This window comes from Microbulbifer sp. ABF4_148 (assembly GCF_056158985.1).
Genome location: NZ_JBSWUI010000001.1, coordinates 4,012,501 through 4,029,890 on the forward strand (window position 1 = coordinate 4,012,501; position 17,390 = coordinate 4,029,890).

The following is a 17,390-nucleotide window of genomic DNA, read 5'->3' on the forward strand; positions in this document are numbered from 1 at the left end:
AGCGAGGGCGCGAACTATACGGAGGGGAGCGGGGCTTCGCAAGCACTTTTTCGCAAATGCGCGAAAAAGTTTTCAAACCCCCGATTTATCCAATTGAAATATCCGCGACACCACTCTGTAACCCTAGTATCGCCGTCGCATGCCCGCAAACATCAAGCCGCCATTTACTCGCTGTCGCCGTCGTCCCGAGCACCCACTTTATTTGCGCTGGCAGCTTCCTGCTTTTTACGCACCCGCAGTCGACGCAAAAACCACGCCGCCGGACCAGAACAGGTATACAGGATCGCGAGCGTCAGAAGGACCTTGGGAGGATCGATAGTGACCAGACTGAAGATCAGAATCACCATCAGCATCATGACGAAGGGCACCCGCCCCTTGAAGTCGAGCTTTTTGAAACTGGTGTAGCGGAAATTGGACACCATCAGCAGGCCCGCTGCGACGGTTGCCAATGCAGCCAGGAAGGCGAGCCCCGTGCCAACCTCGACGTCGTGGCCGGCCCACACCAGGCTCGCCACGATGGCCGCCGCCGATGGACTGGCGAGGCCGACAAAAACCCCCTTATCGACCGTCTCGACCTGCGTATTAAAGCGCGCGAGGCGCAGGGCCGCACAGGCAGCATAAAGAAATGCGGCCGCCCAGCCGAACTTACCCAGCTCGCCCAACCCCCAACTGAACACGACCAGCGCCGGGGCCAAACCGAAAGAAACCATGTCAGAGAGCGAATCGTATTGCACACCGAAGGCACTTTGCGTATCGGTGAGCCGAGCCACCCGCCCATCGAGCCCATCCAGCACCATGGCAACAAAGATCGCGATCGCAGCGGCCTCAAAGTTGCCGTGCATGCCCGCAATAATGGCGTAGAAGCCACTGAACAGTGCGCCGGTCGTTACCAGGTTTGGCAACAGGTACACGCCCCGAGCTCGCACGCGGGCACCGCTGGCTGACACCTCTTCCTCCACATGCTCATCGACGGGCAGACGAATATCCTCAGGGCTTTTGGTCCCACCCCCGGACTTACGCCCCGGTTCCTGGCCTTCATTGTTATGTTGTCCCTGATCTGTAGTCATAATCGCTCCAAAAACACTCTTGCGCAGGCGGCGAGTGTAACGCCATCCCGAAACTTTCGCACAACAGTCTCAAGACAAAAAAAAACGGCGGGGCAAACCCCGCCGTTTCTACAGGCCGACTTTCAGGCAAGACTTAGCTATTGCCTTCGGTCTTGTCGATGATTTTGTTGGCCTTGATCCAGGGCATCATGGCGCGCAGCTTGGCACCAGTTTGCTCGATCTGATGCTCCGCGCCAATACGACGCTCAGCCTTGAGGCGCGGCTGGCCGGCAACCGACTCCAGCATGAAGTCCTTGGCAAAACGACCAGACTGAATGTCTTTCAGCACGCGCTTCATTTCGGCTTTGGTCTCGTCAGTGACGATACGCGGACCGGTGACATAGTCGCCGTACTCAGCGGTATTCGAAATAGAATAGCGCATATCGGCAATACCACCCTGATACATCAGATCGACGATCAGCTTCAGCTCGTGCAAGCACTCAAAGTACGCCATTTCAGGTGCGTAGCCAGCTTCCACCAGGGTTTCAAAGCCAGCCATCACCAGCGCGGAAGCGCCGCCACACAGTACCGCCTGCTCGCCGAACAGATCGGTCTCGGTCTCCTCACGGAAATTCGTCTCGATGATGCCAGAGCGACCACCGCCATTTGCCGAAGCGTAAGAGAGGGCCACCTCTTTGGCATTGCCGGACGCATCCTGATACACCGCAATCAGAGTCGGTACACCACCACCCTCGAGGTAGGTAGAGCGCACGGTGTGACCCGGACCTTTCGGCGCGATCATGATGACGTCGACATCTTTTGGCGGAACAATGAATTCAAAGTGGATATTGAAGCCGTGGGCAAACGCCAGCGTAGATCCGGCACGCAGGTTCGGGGCCACTTCTGCCTTGTAAATCGCCGCCTGGTGCTCATCGGGCGCCAGAATCATAACCACATCGGCATCTTTCACTGCGTCGGCAATCTCCGCCACACGCAGGCCAGCCTTCTCAGCCTTCTCCCAAGAAGCGGAACCCTTGCGCAGGCCCACCACAACATTCTTTACACCAGAGTCTTTCAGGTTGTTGGCATGGGCGTGCCCCTGGGAGCCATAGCCGATAATGGCAACTGTCTTTTCTTTAATCAGGGACTGGTTGCAATCCTTATCGTAATAAACTTGCATAGTTCTCTTCCTGTTTCTTACCAATTCAAACACTCAAGATTTTTTCGCCACGCGCTATACCAGAGACCCCGGAACGCACCACTTCCATAATGGTGTGTTCGCCCAGCGCCTGCAGGAACGCATCTAATTTTTCACTGGTGCCGGCGATTTGCACCGTGTACATATTGCTGGTGACATCCACGATCTGGCCGCGAAAGATATCGACACTGCGCTTTACTTCGTCACGCTGCGCGCCCGAGGCACGCACCTTGACCAGCAGCAATTCTCGCTCGATATGAGATCCCTCGGTGAGATCCACCAGCTTCACCACGTCGATGAGCTTGTTCAGGTTTTTTGTGATCTGCTCGATCTTGTGATCATTACCGATCGTAACCATGGTGAGGCGCGAGAGGGTTTCATCCTCAGTCGGCGCCACGGTCAGGGTTTCGATGTTGTAGCCGCGCTGGGAGAAGAGCCCAACTACCCGGGACAAGGCCCCGGGTTCATTTTCCATCAGGACTGAAATAATTCTGCGCATCTTTGTGACTTCCCTAGGTCCGCTCAGTCTTGCTCAACCACATATCCCGCATAGAGCCGTTCGGCATCACCTGCATGGGATACACGTGCTCTGACGGATCGACATAGCAATCGATAAAGACCGTGCGATCCTTGATCGCAAACGCCTCGCGCAACTTGTCGTGCAGTTCGTCCCGACGCTCAATCTTCATGCCCAGATGACCATAGGCCTCGGCGAGCTTGATAAAGTCCGGCAAGGACTCTTCATACACGCTATTGGAAAGGCGACCGTCGTACTGCATTTCCTGCCACTGTTTCACCATTCCCAGAGCCTGGTTGTTCAGGCAGAGAATCTTCACCGGCAAGTTGTACTGGGTCGCCGTCGACAGTTCCTGGATACACATCTGGATACTGCCTTCGCCGGTTACGCAGATAACCTCGCTGTCCGGGTGTGCAATCTTTACCCCGAGCGCCGCGGGGAGACCAAAGCCCATGGTGCCGAGGCCACCGGAGTTGATCCAACGACGCGGCTTGTTAAACCGGTAGTACTGGGCCGCAAACATCTGGTGCTGCCCGACATCAGAAGTCACAAAGGCGTCACCCCCGGTAATCTCATGTACTGCAGTGATCACTTCCTGCGGCATCAGCATGTCGCCGTCGGTGCGATATCGCGGCGCCGTGTAAATACCGTGACGCGCACGCCAGTCGTCGATCTGATGCCACCAATCGACGATTGCAGACTGATCCGTGTCTTCGCCGGAAGCCTTGAGCATGTCCAGCATTTCACCCAGCACCGACTGCACTGTGCCGACAATCGGCACATCCGCAACGATGGTCTTGGAAATAGAAGCAGGATCCACATCAACGTGGATAATCTTCGCGCCCGGGCAGAACTTGCCCGGTGTATTGGTGACGCGATCATCGAACCGCGCACCGACCGCCAAGATGACATCCGCATGATGCATCGCGGTATTGGCCTCAAAAGTGCCATGCATACCCAGCATGCCCAGGAAACGGCGATCCGTGCCCGGATAACAGCCCAACCCCATCAGGGTATTGGTGACTGGAAAGTTCAATCGCTGCGCCAATTCGGTCAGCAACTCAGAGCCCTCGCCCTGAATAACACCGCCACCGGCGTAAATCACCGGACGTTTGGCAGCAAGCAGCAACGCCAGCGCCTTGCGGATCTGGCCGGCGTGACCCTTGCCCGCCGGCGTGTAGGAGCGCATGCGCAGCTTCTGCGGATACTCGTACGGGAATCGATCCGCCGGATTGGTGACATCCTTGGGAATGTCGATCACGACCGGGCCGGGACGTCCCGACGTCGCAATATAGAAAGCCTTCTTGACCACACCGGGGATATCCTCGGCCCTCTTGACGAGGAAGCTGTGTTTCACGATCGGACGCGAACAACCGACCATGTCGGTCTCCTGAAAGGCATCCTCACCAATTTTGTCTGTAGGTACCTGCCCGGAGATCACCACCATCGGGATGGAATCCATATAAGCAGTCGCAATACCCGTGATGGCATTGGTAGCACCGGGGCCCGACGTCACCAGCACCACACCCGGCTTACCCGTGGCGCGCGCGTAGCCGTCAGCAGAATGGGTCGCACCCTGCTCGTGGCGCACCAGAATGTGCCGAATATGCTTTTGCCGAAAGATGGCGTCGTAGATATGCAACGCCGACCCACCCGGATAACCGAAGATCAGGTCAACGCCTTCATCCTGCAGCGCGCGAACCAACATATCGCCGCCGGAGAGTAATTCCACAGGAACCCCCTAACATTTCCCAAAAATTAGGATATTCATCACACAAGACCAATTGCCAGCGCCTTTCCGCGCAAGGCAGGGCGCGATTGTAAAGGATTTTGATGATAAATATCAGCCTGCGGCGCAAAAATAACCGAAAATTAGGATGACTTCATTCGGAGGAAATATGCGCCAACGATCGCCCAGCTACTTTGCAGTGCCGCAGCGATCTCACAGGCCTCCAGGGTGGGGAGGGCCTTCCCGGCAGGAAAGGAGCGGACGGATGGCCCGCTGGAGGGTAGAGAAAGCCGCGGGGTATGCGGTACATCTACTCGCCGAGAGAAGCGCACGATTCTGCAAACTGTGACCATCATGTCAATAGTTCAGCGGCATGGATCCGCGAAAGTGTGGAGATAGTGGTATCAAAGCCACTGCAGAGGGGTACAATGAGCGGCAATCAAGAGCATCGATTACAACACTTATAACAAACAGGGGCAGTACATGCGCATCGCCATTGCGATCCTGATTTCCAGCCTGGTAGCTTTCGCCCACGCGGACGGTATTTACCAGTGGACAGATGACAACGGTGTGATCCACTACGGGTCGCAGCCACCAAAGGACCGGGATTACTCTGTGGTCCGCAAGCCAAAGTCAGAACGCTACCGTCAGTGGCAGCAGACCGAGGCAGCAGCCAACCCTGACAAGGCGGTAGCGGCTCAACCCGCCGTTGCGACGGCGTCGCGCCAATACGGCAAGACAGCAGAGGAACAGCAGGCGGAGCGCGAAGCCGCACGCGCGCAGCAGGCAGTTCGCAACCAGCGCTGCCAGAAAGCGCAGTCGAATCTGCAGGAACTCCTCACCCACTCCCGTGTACGCGAGGTCGACGCCAGCGGCAATCAGCGGATCCTGCCGGAAGAAGAGCGTCAGCAGCGCATCGCTACCGCCCGCCAGACCATTCGCGATAATTGCTGATCTGGCCATCTCCCTGGCGACGGCATAGTGTCGCCGCCAGGGGTACCCACCCGACTTATTTGGGGTTGTACCAGATGGGCGACGTATAGGCCCGCTCCGTGGTCGTCATCGGCACCGCCTTGTTCATATCTTCCCCGAAGCGCTTGGCCTCATAGGCAGTCCAACGCGGCGTCGGAATCTCAATCACCCGTGCGTAGTAGAACGCTTTCTGGGTCGGATCAAAGTCGGGGTCACGCCACGCACTACTCAACTCCGAAGCCCCGATAGAGTTTGTCCAGGTCGCATTCTTTACATCGACCGTGTTGCCGACCAGCGGCACTTTCCCGTCGCGACCGGGTTTTCGATCGCCACTCCAGGTCACATCGTAAACTTTCTCATGGACCTTGCCGTCCTTGTCCAGCCAGCCTTTCACAATCTGGATTCGATCCAGGTTGCCACCCACAGGATCTTTCAGCGCTGCGACCAGAAACGTGGGGGCACTTTTACTGGGCGAGTCCGGCAGGTCACCCCCCATGGGTACGCCTTTGGCGTACCCTGCTTCAGCGACCGAACGCACGTTCGAATCCGCATCGGTAAAGTCCCAGCCGCCAAAGAATCGAACCACCATACGGGGACCAGTGGTGGCGTACGTCTCTTTGCGCTCCATCGCATCAAACAACGCTTCCCGTGTATTCTCCTTCGCCCATACTGCGGCATAGCCGGACGCGGCCTGCTGCCAGCCGTACACGGTAAATTCAGGATCGGGTGCCTCAATCACCATGTGCTCCCAGCGCTTCGGTTCCGGCTCTACCCCAGAATGCTTGCCAAAAAAGTTTTCCTCTTCAACCGCCGCCATACTGGTATGCGCATCGGTGCTGCCGATCATGCCGAATTTAAACGGATTGATGCCGAGCATCTGCTCCAGGATCAGGCCAGTCTTCAGCGCTTCACGAGCATACTCCCAGCGCAGCATCTCCGGCTTTTTCTGCTCAGTGCCATCAAGATTGGAGCGGTCCCAGGTCTCATAATCAGCAAATTCATCATTTGGGGAGAGCAATGGATGGGCCTCACCATCCCCCTTGATCTGCGTGACCTCGACAATCTTCTCAAACTCGTTGCGCAGCTCGGCGATGTCCTTGGTCAATGGTTCGCCGGAAAATGTCTCCATATTGAAGAGTCGACCATTGCTCAGATTCCCGTTGTGAGGGATAGACATGACCTGCCCTCCCGTTTGCTCTTCGTACTTATCGAGAGCGCGCCACAGGTCCTCCGGGTTCTTACTGTCGAACTGGGAGAAGGGCACCGTTTTATTGGCCTGCGCCGCATTCCCCCGGAACAGGACATTACGATGCAGGTTGTCCCCACCGATAGCTGTCCACTCGTAACCAATAATCGCCGTGAACCGCCCGGGATCATTGTATTTGTCCGCCAGTGCCGTGTAGCGCTGCCAGGCATCCTTGACGATATCGTCACTTTTGAATGGAGGTTCGTCCTCGGACAGAGACGCGACAATCTCCATCGCCGCCTGGAAGGTTTTATCGCGATCACCACCAGTCAGCATGTCATACCAGCGTTTGCCCTTTTCCGTCGCCAGGATTTCCTTGTCTCCCGCGAGCAGCTGCGGCATCAGCCCGTACATTTCCGCATGATCCGAAATCACCAGAAAATCCAGCGGCCGGCCGAGACGGGCCTTGAGACCATGGGTTGTCGTTATTTCCTCCCCTCGGGCAAAACGAAATGCCTCCTCCTGGCCCAGCCGATTCATTGTGCCGGCATCCACAGAAACATCGGTATGCAAATGCGTGTCACCCCAAAAAACCTGGGTGGGATAGTCTCGATCAACATAGGGAGAAAACTGCTCGCCCTGCTCACTCAGGGCAGCCGATGCGCCCAGCAAGGCAACAACCAGTGCAGAAATACGAAAAGCGCGCACGCGAGGGGTAATAAATGTATTCACGGTATCCGTTCCGAAAACAGGACTTCTCGGAAAGTCTAGCTGTCAACCTGACGGCGCAAGTGTTGCGCGACGATCCCCATGCCAAACGAAAAAAGGCGGCCTGATGGCCGCCCTGGTGACTCCAGCAAACGCGTTTATTGCGCCGGCATCAGAACACTATCGATGACGTGAACCACACCATTTTTGTTCATCACATCCGCTTTGACCACAGTCGCAGTATTACCCTTCGCATCCGTGACCGTGACTTTTTCTCCATCCAGCTTCAGGGTGAGCTTCCCACCCTGTGCGGTAGGCACCTCGGCACTACCACCACCGTCCTTGATCATCTTCATCACGGCTTCCGCAGTCGCCTTTGCGGGAACGACATGATAAGTCAGGATGGTAGTGAGTTTACCTTTGTTCTCGGGCTTCAACAGCTCTTCCACAGTACCGGCAGGCAGCGCAGCGAACGCGGAGTTCAACGGCGCAAATACGGTAAAGGGTCCGTCGCCAGACAGGGTGTCGACCAGGTCCGCCGCTTTGACTGCTGCGACCAGGGTGGAAAGATCCTCTAATGCTGCCGCATTTTCAACGATCGTCTTGTCCGCCTTTTTGTGATGATCACCGGCCTGTGCAAAACCACAGAAACAGAACACTATCAGCAGCGGGGCCAGAAGGAAACGGGGTCCGATCAAGTGCATGAAACGCATTGCATACCTCCAAAAGACTGAGTCCCGGCAGCCGAAATTGACAACTGATTCGATGCCGGGGTGGATAGTCACGGCGGAGTATAGGGTGACGATGTCATCACCACATCTTCAAAATAGAGTGGAAAATTCTACCGGCGGTCGCTACGACGTACCGGGGCTTTCCGATAGCGCCTCTACTGACCAGTCACGCGCGAGATACAGATACATCGCCGGCAGCACAAAAAGGGTGAACAAAGTGCCGATGGTCATGCCACTCGCCACAACCAGCCCCATCGCAAAGCGAGCACCGCCACCGGGGCCGGAGGCAACCAGCAACGGTACCATCGCCAAAACCAGCGACGCTGTGGTCATTAATACCGGGCGCAAACGGATACTGGCGGCTTCCTCGATGGCTGTGCGCTTGTCGCGCCCCTGCTGCTGCAACTTGTTGGCGAATTCGACGATCAGGATACCGTGCTTGGATATCACGCCAATTAATGTCACCAGCCCCACCTGGGTATAGATATTCATGCTGGTCAGGCCAAGGCTGACAAAGATCATCGCCCCGCAAACACTCATGGGTACCGTCACCAGCATGATCAGCGGATCGCGCCAACTTTCAAACTGCGCCGCCAACACCAGGTAAATCACCACCAGCGCAAAAAAGAAAGTGGCTACCAGCTCATTGCCTTCTGCCTTGTACTGCCGCGACTGCCCGGCGTAATCAATGGAATAGCCCGAAGGTAGCAGACCCGTCGCCGCCTCATCGAGCACATCCAGTGCCTCACCCAGCGTCACTCCAGGACGCGGCACCCCGGAAATCGTGACGGCATTGAGCTGCTGGAAACGTTTTAACTGCCGTGGCTCCACGGTTTCCCGCAACGTCACCAGCGTGGCCATGGGTACCAGCTGACCCGTACCGGTGCGGATGTAATAGTCCTTGAGCTGGTCCGCGGTCAGGCGATCGACCCGCAGTACCTGGGGTATAACTTTGTAGCTGCGATTATCCAGCGAGAAGCGATTGGTATAGGCACCCGACATCATACTGCCGAGTTCCCGCGCGATGTCTGCCATGGTGACGCCCATCGCTGCCGCCTTGTCACGGTCGATGACAACGCGCTGCCGCGGCTGGTCCAGCTTCAAGTCGGCGTCAACGAAAATAAATTTACGGCTATCCCTGGCACGCTGCATCAACTCCTGTGCCAGGCTGTTGAGATTTTCCAGCGGCTCCGTTGAACCCACAACAAACTCAATGGGTAGACGCCCACCGGCTGTAGGGAGACTCGGCGGCACCACGACCGCAATTTTCAATCCGGCGATCGGCGCGACATCCTGGCTGATCAGCGCCTGCATTTGATGGGTGTCCTTGTCGCGCTCTGTCCATGGACCCAGCACAAATCCGGCAATGGCACTGGTCCGCCCACTGCCACCGGAACCGTTGATCAAAAACAGGTTCCTGACTTCGTCATGACTCTCCGCAATGACGTTGAGCTCATTGGTAAATTGCTCGAGGTAATCCAGTGTGGCGTAGGCATCGGCCGAAGAAATCGTCAGCACCAATCCCCGGTCTTCTTTGGGCTCCAGCTCTTTCGGTGCGCTTTCGAACAAGAAATAGCAACTGCCCAGCACGATCAGACCAAACAGCAGAATGACAAACCGATCATCGAGGGCACTGTGCAATCGCCTCTGGTACGCGGCCTGCAGGCGGTCAAAGTATCCCCCGAGCCAGCGCTCAACGCGCGACACTTTCTGCCCCTTGGGTTGCAGAATACGGGAAGTCATCATGGGCGAAAGGGTCAGCGCCACCACACCCGACAATAGCACTGCGCCTGCCAGCGAAAAGGCAAATTCGAGGAAGAGCGTTCCGGTGAGGCCACCGAGAAACCCGATAGGCAGGAATACCGCCACCAAGGTTGTTGTCATTGCGACGACCGGCCACGCCAATTCACGCGCTCCGACAATGGCCGCATCAAATGGCGTCAGGCCCTCCTCGATATGCCGGTGCACATTTTCCAGCACAATAATCGCGTCATCCACAACTATGCCGATGGCCAACACCATCGCCAGCAACGTCAGCAGGTTGATGGAAAACCCCATCAGCAGCATCAGAAACAATGCACCAACCAGGGAGAGGGGCACCGCCACTGCAGGAATGATCACCGCCCGCACAGAGCCCAGAAACAGGTAGATCACCACAATAACAATCAGTACTGCCTCGGCGATGGTGCGAATCACCTCGTCGATCGAGTCCTGGATATATTTGGTGCTGTCGTAAGGAATCTCGCCAAGGAGCCCTTTCGGCAATTGCGGGAAGATCTCACCCTCAAGTTTTTCCCGCACCTCGCGGATCACCTCCAATGCATTGGCGTTGGGCGTCAACTCCACGGCGATAAAGGTTGCGGTGCGGCCGTTGAAGGTGACCGAGCTGTCATAGGACTCCGAGCCCAGCTCCACTTCCGCCACATCCTCCAGGCGTACAATACGATCGCCATCCGCGCGCACTACCAGCTGGCGAAATGCACTTTCCGAAGCGATATCCGTATCTGCGGACAAATCGACCCGCACCCAGGAACCCTTGGTGCCGCCCACTGCCGCCAGTACATTGTTTTGTCGCAGCGCCAGGGAAACGTCCGCCGGCGTTACCTCCTGCGCGGCCATTTCCGCCGGGTTGAGCCAGATGCGCATGGCAAACGTGCGATCACCCAGCAGATTGGCACGCTGCACACCGGGAATCGTCGACAGTTTGGGCTGTACGACCCGTGCGAGATAATCGGTAATCTGGTTGTTGGTGAGAATCTCGGACGAAAACGACAGATACATCGCGGCCACCGTCTGGCCGATCGATAACTCAACGGTACTGTCCTCTGATTCCTGCGGCAGTTCGTTGCGCAACTTGCTGACTTTGGTGATGACCTGGGTCAGGACTTCATTGGGATCATAATCCAGGCGCACATAAGCCTGAATCGTCGAGCCACTCTGCACACTCGTCGACACCATGTAATCAATGCCATCGGCGGTGGCGATCTCCTGTTCCAGCGGCGTAGTGATAAAGCCCTGCACCAGATCCGCATCCGCACCGACATAGACAGTGGTCACCGTGATGACCGCATTCTGCAGCTCCGGATACTCCCTGACATTGAGCTCTACCGCCGCACGCAGTCCCAACAGAAAGATGAATAAACTGATCACCACTGCCAGTACCGGTTTGCGGATAAAGATCTCAGTGAAGTTCACGCTGTCTCAGATCCCTGCCGTTACTGGTTTTCGGGCTGCGGATTGGCTTCTGCAGGCAGTGCGTTATCGTTATTCACGATCACCGCACGCTCATTGCGGAGCTTGAGTAATCCACTGGTGGCGACCAGCTCCCCTTCCTCCACCCCCTCAACCAATTCCACCAGGTCGCCGCGTTCCTCGCCGGTTTTGACAAATCGGCTGCCCGCGGTATAACCGTCGCCCGCTTCATTCGGTATCAGTACAAATACAGCGTTCCCGTATGGCGAAAATCGAATCGCCGTGCGGGGAACGTAGAGCACCTGTCGGCGCCCGGGAAGCTTTATCGTGACGTCGGCGAACATGCCGGGATGGAGCTCTTCCTTCGGATTCTTGAGAGTGGCCTGCACCAGCACATTGCGACTGCCGCTGTCGACGCGGGGGTCCACGGCGGAAACTCGCCCGCTAAATTCCCTGCCGGGGAATGCGTCCGTCTGCAGCGCGATCACCAGCCCATCCTTCAGCAGTGCGAGATGCCGCTCCGGAACAGAAAAATCGACATAAATCGGATCGAGCTGCTGCAGGGTCACCACCGGGTCGCCTGGGCCGACATTTTGCCCAAGGTCGACCTGACGGATACCGACACGCCCATTGAAAGGTACCAGCACCCTGCGCTCGTCGACCGTCTCTTCCTGCACAGCAATATTCGCGGCGATGCGTTCCATGGTGGTACGCGCATCATCCAGCTCCTGCTCTGTCGCGACGCCGCGGGTATGCAGCCGCTGAATCCGGCGATGATTGCGTGTTGCAAGCCCCAGCTCCGTCTCGAGTACCTGCAGTTGCGCAGCCTCTGGTCCGACACTCAGCTGTACGAGCACTGCGCCTTTTTTCACCGACTGACCCGACTTGAAGTAAATCCCCTGCACCACGCCCTGCGCACGCGTCGTCACCTCTACGCCATTGACCGCGCGCATGGTACCGACAGCGCGCAGGGTTTCCTGCCAACTGGCGCGCATCACATTGGTCGCAGTGACCGTCGCTGGAGGCCGTGTCATCGTGTCAAACGCGCGATTCATCATGACGTTGCCAAATTTCTTGAAGGCAAAGATTCCGCCGAATACCAGCAGGCACCCCAACAGCATCAAGAACATCCGCCAGTTGAAAATTGGATGGCGCTGGGACACTACTGATTCCCTATCAAAAACCACAACACGGCCTACCCCGGGGAAGGCATGCATTCAGTTTAGTTGGCAAGTGGAAGGGAATGACGACCCGTGGCGGGAGGGAGCTTGCGTTGGTCGATTTGGGGCCAGAGAAGAAAGGTAAGGGGCGACTGAATGCCTTCAGTCACCCCTATTGAAGGAAAAGCTATTTGGTAAATACCGGTTTGTCTCCCTCAAGCTTGGCGTGGATGGTATCCCCGGGAGCGAACTTGCCTGCCAAGACGTCCTGCGCGAGCGGGTTTTCAATCCACATCTGAATCGCGCGCTTGAGCGGACGCGCCCCGTACACCGGGTCGAAGCCAACATCGGCCAACTGATCCATAAAGGCTTCGCTGATCTCCAACTTGAGATCCCGCTCCGCCAGCCGCTTGCGCAACTGCTCGAGCTGAATCTCGGCAATGGCCCGCACCTGGTCTTTGCCCAGCGGATGAAAGACCACGACCTCATCGATACGATTTATAAATTCAGGACGGAAATGCGACCCGACCACGTCCATCACGGCACTCTTCATTTGCCGGTACTGGATCTCTTCGTCCAGCTCATCGCCCTCCTGACTGCTGGCAAATTTCTGGATGATGTCAGAACCCAGATTGGAGGTCATGACCACCACGGTGTTGCGGAAATCCACAGTGCGCCCCTGGCCATCGGTGAGGCGCCCATCTTCCAGCACCTGCAGCAAGATATTGAACACATCCGGGTGCGCCTTCTCGACTTCATCGAGCAACACGACCGAGTAGGGCTTGCGACGAATCGCTTCGGTCAGGTAGCCACCCTCTTCGTACCCGACATAGCCCGGAGGTGCACCGATCAGGCGCGCGACGGAGTGCTTCTCCATAAACTCGGACATATCGATTCGCACCATGGCGTCCTGTGTGTCGAACAGGAATTCAGCCAGCGCCTTGCATAACTCGGTTTTACCCACCCCGGTAGGACCGAGGAACAGGAAAGAACCGTTGGGGCGATTCGGGTCTGCAAGACCGGCGCGAGAACGTCGTACCGCATTGGAGACTGCCTCAACTGCCTCGTCCTGGCCAATCACACGCCTGTGTAATTCGTCTTCCATCCGCAGCAGTTTTTCCCGCTCACCCTCGAGCATCTTGGATACGGGAATACCCGTCCAGCGGGAGACCACCTCGGCTACCTCTTCATCGGTCACGCGATTGCGCAGCAAGCGCATTTCCTCGCCGCCCTCTCCAGACTCTGCGGTAGAGGCGGACTTGAGCTGCTCCTCGAGCTGGGGAATCACGCCGTATTGAATTTCCGACATGCGCGCCAGATCACCGGCGCGACGGGCGGCCTCCATATCCAGCCGGGCCTGCTCGAGTTTCTCTTTGATATCGTGGCTGCCAGCCAGCTGGGCCTTTTCCGCCTTCCAGACCTCTTCCAGGTCTGAATACTCACGCTCGATCTGGTCGATCTCTTCTTCCAGCTTTTCCAGTCGTTTGGCCGCAGCCTCATCGTCCTTATCTTTTTTGACCGCCTCCCGCTCAATTTTCAACTGGATCAGGCGACGATCCAGCTTATCCATTTCCTCCGGCTTGGAGTCGATCTCCATTCGGATCCGGCTGGCGGCTTCGTCAATCAGATCGATGGCTTTGTCGGGTAATTGACGGTCGGTGATATAGCGCTGCGACAGTTTTGTCGCGGCGATAATGGCGGAATCGGTGATATCGACGCCATGATGCACTTCATAGCGTTCTTTCAACCCGCGCAAGATCGCAATGGTGTCTTCTTCTGTCGGTTCATCCACCAGTACTTTCTGGAAGCGACGCTCCAGCGCGGCATCTTTTTCGATGTACTGCCGATATTCATCGAGCGTGGTCGCACCGACGCAGTGCAGCTCTCCACGCGCCAGTGCAGGCTTGAGCATATTGCCCGCATCCATTGCGCCATCCGCTTTGCCGGCACCCACCATGGTGTGCAATTCATCAATAAACAGAATGACGCGGCCTTCCTGCTTGGAAAGCTCGTTCAGCACCGCTTTCAGCCGCTCTTCAAATTCGCCGCGGAATTTTGCTCCGGCGAGCAAGGCCCCCAGATCAAGAGACAGCAGGCGCTTGTCTTTCAAGCCTTCCGGCACCTCGCCGTTCACAATACGCTGGGCGAGCCCCTCGACAATGGCGGTCTTGCCCACACCGGGCTCACCGATCAAGACCGGATTGTTTTTGGTGCGGCGCTGTAATACCTGAATGGTTCGGCGAATTTCATCATCGCGGCCGATCACCGGGTCGAGTTTGCCCGCCACCGCGCGTTCGGTCAGGTCGAGGGTATATTTATCCAGCGCCTGTCGAGCATCTTCGGCGCCAGCATCGTCGACTTTCTCGTCGCCACGGACCTTGTCGATGGCGGCCTGCAGCTGTTCTTCACTACCGGCGGCACGCAGGATTTTCGACACTTCACCCGCAGCCGGGTCAAAGGCGGCCAGCAATACCGTTTCGCTCGCTATAAATGAGTCGCCCTTTTGCTGGGCTTTTTTATCGGCCAGGTTGAACAGGCGCATCAATTCTTGTGACATCCCCACATCACCGGTGGGGGTCGAGACGGTTGGCAAACTATCCAGGCGCTTGGCGAGGTCATTACGCAAGCCATTGACGTTAAATGCTGCTTGCGAGAGAAATGCAGGTACACTGCCACCATTCTGGTCGAGCAGCGCCTGAAGCAAGTGCTCAGGATAAATCTGATTGTGGTCGCGTCCTACCGCCAGCGACTGTGCATCTGCGATCGCAGCCTGCAAAGGATTTGTCATTCGATCAATACGCATGGACGACCCCTCTCCTCACCGTCTTGGAAATCATTCTCGGGAATGGTTGAACGAAAAGTTCCCTGGTACAGGCATTGTCGGGACGCGGCCAATATTTTCGCCACTACCAACAACGACTCCCCACCTGTTAATTAAGTGAGGGTCACCATTCGTTTTTCAATGGTAGGAAAAAAAGCAGAGGGGAAATAAATTCGGCGGAGATAACTTTTGCGCGCCAGCTGACGCGCGGGTGATATCGGAGGTCAGGACTCGAGCCAGATCAGGGAAGCCATACGTCCGGTGACCTTATCGCGACGATAGCTGTAAAAGCGCTCGCTGTCCGTGTGGGTGCACTCCCCGCCACCAAACAGCCGGTGCACCCCCAATCTGGCCAATTCGGCGCGCGCGAGCGCATACATATCACCGAGAAAGTGCAGCGGTTTCTCTACATGGGGGCGAAAACAACGGGCGATCGCCTCGGTGTGCTCACCATCCATGGCATTCTCAAAAAATACCTCGAGGACATCGACACCAACCTCGAAGGCTGCGGGCCCGATCGCCGGCCCCATCCACACCAGTAACTCGTCGGGATCACAATCCAGCGCTGCAATACTGTTGCGTACCACACCCTCAGCCAATCCGCGCCAGCCCGCGTGAATGGCCGCCACGCGACTGCCGGCGCGATCACACACCAGCAATGGCAGGCAATCGGCCGTCATGACGGCGCAGACAATCCCGTGAGAGAGGGTAAAGCTGGCATCGGCGGTGCGGACCAACCCATCACTCTCCGCCATGATGATCCGGTCACTGTGAATCTGTTCCAGCCACTGTGGCTCCGACGGCAAATTCAGCTCCCGGACCAGCTGGGCACGATTGGCCACAACCCGCTCCGGCACATCCTCTACATGTGCCGCCATATTAAAGGAAGCGAACGCGTCCTCACTGTGACCACCAGAGCGCAGCGTAGTCACAGCCCGTACCTGAGGCCTGGCCGGCCATTGCGGGATCAGATAGTGTTCGCTCGCCTGCGGCCATTCATCGATCGGTTTACTCACTGCCTTCCCTCGCCTTCCTCTTGCGCCTCGGCGCGATCGTCGCGAAGCGCCTCTACCAGCGCCAGCATATCCTCCGGCATCGCCGCCTCCCAGTGCAGGCGCTCCCCACTGACCGGATGGTCGAGCGCCAGCGCCGCAGCATGTAGTGCCTGGCGATCAAAACCCTGCAGCACACTGACCAGCGCCTGCCCGGCGGCGGGCGGCAACTTCGGTCGGCCACCATAGAGCGGGTCACCGACCAGCGGGTGGCGAATGTGCGCCATATGCACCCGAATTTGGTGCGTACGGCCGGTTTCGAGCCGGCAGCGCAGCAGGGTCTGGGCGCGAAAACGCTCTTCGACCGCATAGTGTGTGACGGCTTCCTTACCGCCAAAGGGCAATACGGCCATCTTTAACCGGTTCTGTCGATGACGGCCGATGGGCGCATCCACGGTGCCACCGCCAGTAATCAATCCCTGTGCAACCGCCAGATACTGGCGGCTCACACTGCGCTCCTTAAGCTGGTCCACCAGATCCGCTTGCGCCTGCAACGTCTTTGCCACAACCATCAGGCCGCTGGTTTCTTTATCCAGGCGATGCACGATGCCCGCGCGCGGGATCGCACTCTGCCCCGGACAGTGAAACAGTAATGCATTGAGCAAAGTACCGTCTGGGTTGCCCGCGGCCGGGTGCACCACCAGGCCTGCCGGTTTGTTGACAACCAGCAGGCTGTCATCCTCATAGACAATATCCAGAGGAAGATCCTGGGGCTCCCACTCTCCCTGGGGCTCAAGCTCGGCACGCAAGCTGAGCTTCTCGCCGCCGAAAAGCTTCTCCTTGGGCTTGGCGACACGACCATCCACTGTCAATTGACCACTTTTTATCCACCCCTGCAGGCGGGCACGGGAAAACTCGGGAATTATTTCCGCGGCGATATGGTCAAACCTCTGTCCCGCCAGCTGGGCGGGAACCTCGATATCGATCTCTAATCGATCACTCATGGCAAATACTTTGGACCACTGCACGTCTGTGGTTAAATGGCGAGCCGCCGACCGGCTTACTAAACTGGCGGCAAGTGTACCGCACCGCACCGCGCGAAACATGATTTGTACACGCGCGCACCGGGGGTATCGGG

Annotated in this window: 12 protein-coding genes; 1 reads left to right on the forward strand and 11 read right to left on the reverse strand. The window is 57.3% G+C overall.

Annotation, left to right across the window (positions count from 1 at the left end; all coding sequences use genetic code 11):
- Positions 1-164 precede the first annotated feature (164 nt).
- From pssA to ACXAD0_RS17660, 4 genes are all read right to left on the reverse strand, one after another.
- Positions 165-1,067 carry a CDP-diacylglycerol--serine O-phosphatidyltransferase gene (gene pssA, locus ACXAD0_RS17645; RefSeq protein WP_475090045.1) on the reverse strand — a complete coding sequence of 301 codons (903 nt, stop codon included), beginning with the start codon at positions 1,065-1,067 and terminating at the stop codon, positions 165-167.
- 133 nt (positions 1,068-1,200) lie between these two features.
- Entirely contained in the window at positions 1,201-2,226 is a 1,026-nt protein-coding gene (gene ilvC, locus ACXAD0_RS17650) for a ketol-acid reductoisomerase (protein WP_475090046.1), read from the reverse strand.
- 25 nt (positions 2,227-2,251) lie between these two features.
- Positions 2,252-2,743, reverse strand: coding sequence for an acetolactate synthase small subunit (gene ilvN, locus ACXAD0_RS17655; RefSeq protein ID WP_475090048.1), 492 nt, complete (start codon positions 2,741-2,743; stop codon positions 2,252-2,254).
- A 13-nt stretch (positions 2,744-2,756) separates the two neighbouring features.
- Positions 2,757-4,493, reverse strand: a complete 1,737-nt coding sequence (locus tag ACXAD0_RS17660; protein WP_475090050.1) for an acetolactate synthase 3 large subunit — start codon at positions 4,491-4,493, stop codon at positions 2,757-2,759.
- Positions 4,494-4,973: 480 nt separating this feature from the next.
- Between ACXAD0_RS17660 and ACXAD0_RS17665 the strand changes: the two genes are divergently transcribed.
- Entirely contained in the window at positions 4,974-5,444 is a 471-nt protein-coding gene (locus ACXAD0_RS17665; RefSeq protein ID WP_475090051.1) for a DUF4124 domain-containing protein, read from the forward strand.
- Positions 5,445-5,499: 55 nt separating this feature from the next.
- Here ACXAD0_RS17665 and ACXAD0_RS17670 read toward each other — a convergent pair whose 3' ends face one another.
- From ACXAD0_RS17670 to rluD, 7 genes are all read right to left on the reverse strand, one after another.
- Complete coding sequence (locus tag ACXAD0_RS17670; RefSeq protein WP_475090053.1) at positions 5,500-7,380, reverse strand: DUF3604 domain-containing protein; 1,881 nt, start codon at positions 7,378-7,380, stop codon at positions 5,500-5,502.
- A gap of 134 nt (positions 7,381-7,514) precedes the next feature.
- A complete protein-coding gene (locus tag ACXAD0_RS17675) occupies positions 7,515-8,069 on the reverse strand; it encodes a fasciclin domain-containing protein (protein ID WP_475090055.1) in 555 nt (184 codons plus the stop codon).
- A gap of 141 nt (positions 8,070-8,210) precedes the next feature.
- Positions 8,211-11,282, reverse strand: a complete 3,072-nt coding sequence (locus ACXAD0_RS17680) for an efflux RND transporter permease subunit (RefSeq protein ID WP_475090057.1) — start codon at positions 11,280-11,282, stop codon at positions 8,211-8,213.
- 20 nt (positions 11,283-11,302) lie between these two features.
- Positions 11,303-12,442, reverse strand: a complete 1,140-nt coding sequence (locus tag ACXAD0_RS17685) for an efflux RND transporter periplasmic adaptor subunit (protein WP_475090059.1) — start codon at positions 12,440-12,442, stop codon at positions 11,303-11,305.
- A 184-nt stretch (positions 12,443-12,626) separates the two neighbouring features.
- Positions 12,627-15,242, reverse strand: coding sequence for an ATP-dependent chaperone ClpB (clpB, locus tag ACXAD0_RS17690; RefSeq protein ID WP_475090061.1), 2,616 nt, complete (start codon positions 15,240-15,242; stop codon positions 12,627-12,629).
- 242 nt (positions 15,243-15,484) lie between these two features.
- A complete protein-coding gene (gene pgeF / locus ACXAD0_RS17695) occupies positions 15,485-16,276 on the reverse strand; it encodes a peptidoglycan editing factor PgeF (protein ID WP_475090063.1) in 792 nt (263 codons plus the stop codon).
- Positions 16,273-17,256 (reverse strand): 23S rRNA pseudouridine(1911/1915/1917) synthase RluD, encoded by a 984-nt coding sequence (gene rluD, locus ACXAD0_RS17700; protein ID WP_475090064.1) that lies wholly within the window; start codon positions 17,254-17,256, stop codon positions 16,273-16,275. Before rluD ends, pgeF begins: the two co-directional genes overlap by 4 nt.
- Positions 17,257-17,390: the final 134 nt, after the last annotated feature.

What these genes read in the sequence shown, in the direction of transcription:
- clpB (WP_475090061.1), bottom strand. Translation starts at nt 15,242, where the DNA reads ATGCGTATTGATCGAATGACAAATCCTTTGCAGGCTGCGATCGCAGAT.
- ACXAD0_RS17675 (WP_475090055.1), bottom strand. Translation starts at nt 8,069, where the DNA reads ATGCGTTTCATGCACTTGATCGGACCCCGTTTCCTTCTGGCCCCGCTG.
- rluD (WP_475090064.1), bottom strand. Translation starts at nt 17,256, where the DNA reads ATGAGTGATCGATTAGAGATCGATATCGAGGTTCCCGCCCAGCTGGCG.
- ACXAD0_RS17665 (WP_475090051.1), top strand. Translation starts at nt 4,974, where the DNA reads ATGCGCATCGCCATTGCGATCCTGATTTCCAGCCTGGTAGCTTTCGCC.
- pssA (WP_475090045.1), bottom strand. Translation starts at nt 1,067, where the DNA reads ATGACTACAGATCAGGGACAACATAACAATGAAGGCCAGGAACCGGGG.
- ilvC (WP_475090046.1), bottom strand. Translation starts at nt 2,226, where the DNA reads ATGCAAGTTTATTACGATAAGGATTGCAACCAGTCCCTGATTAAAGAA.
- ilvN (WP_475090048.1), bottom strand. Translation starts at nt 2,743, where the DNA reads ATGCGCAGAATTATTTCAGTCCTGATGGAAAATGAACCCGGGGCCTTG.